The organism is Roseateles sp. FW305-36 (assembly GCF_058787015.1).
Genome location: NZ_JBYSZK010000056.1, coordinates 1 through 840, shown reverse-complemented (window position 1 = coordinate 840; position 840 = coordinate 1). Strand labels below are relative to the sequence as shown.

1 protein-coding gene is annotated in these 840 nt (G+C 63.7%); it reads right to left on the bottom strand.

Translation table 11 applies throughout. The annotated features are described in order from the left end of the window. Positions 1 to 840, bottom strand: an 840-nt coding sequence (locus tag AC3WOE_RS30525) for a condensation domain-containing protein (protein WP_492696311.1), incomplete at both ends; no start/stop codon positions are given.

Sequence of the window (840 nt, the reverse complement as noted above, 5' to 3'; positions counted from 1 at the left end):
CATGCGCCCCAGCAGCAGCGTGCCGAACACCACGTCCTCGCGCCCACTGAGCTTGGCCAGCACTTGCGCCCACGCCAAGTGGAAGAGACTCGCCGCGCTCACACCCTCGCGTCGCATCTGCGCGCGGATGCGCTGACTCAGCTCCGCGGGCAGGCTCTGGCGGCACTCCCGAACACCAATGCCGGTACCCCGTACATCTTTAAGCCCGTACGGCAGCGTAGGCTCGGTCACATCACCCAAGAGGGTGTTGAAGAAGGCTTCGTGCTCGCCTTGACTCAAACCGCGGCGGGCTTGCGCAACGAATCCGCGGAAGGGCATCGGCGCAGGCAGGGTGTGAGCCTGATTTTGCAAGACTGCCTGGACCTCCTCCATCAGCACTTCCAGCGACTCGTGCTCCATCACAAGGTGGTGACTGAGCATGAGCAAAAGCCAGCTTTCCGTCTTAGGATCCTGGGCTGCATGCAGCTCCAGCAGCGGTGCCCGGCGCAGGTCCATGCGATAGCGGTGCGGATCAAAGCGCGCCAGCAGCTGCTCTGAACCGCTCAGCGTGCTGGCAGCGTCCAGCACCTCCTCGTGCACACTCAGCACCGCCTCACGCTGCACCAGTTGCACCGGCTCGGGCAGTCCTTGCCAGTGCACCGCCGTACGCAGCACATCATGACGCCGGATCACCGCGTTGTAGGCGCCCACGAAGCGGTCCAGCCGCTCACGACTGTCAAACTCCAACACCGAGGGCGAGATGTACACGTCACCCTCTGTCTCTAGCAGGTGATGAAAGAGGATGCCCTCTTGCAGTGGGGCCAGCGGGTAGATGTCCTGGACGTTGGCAACGCCACCTGG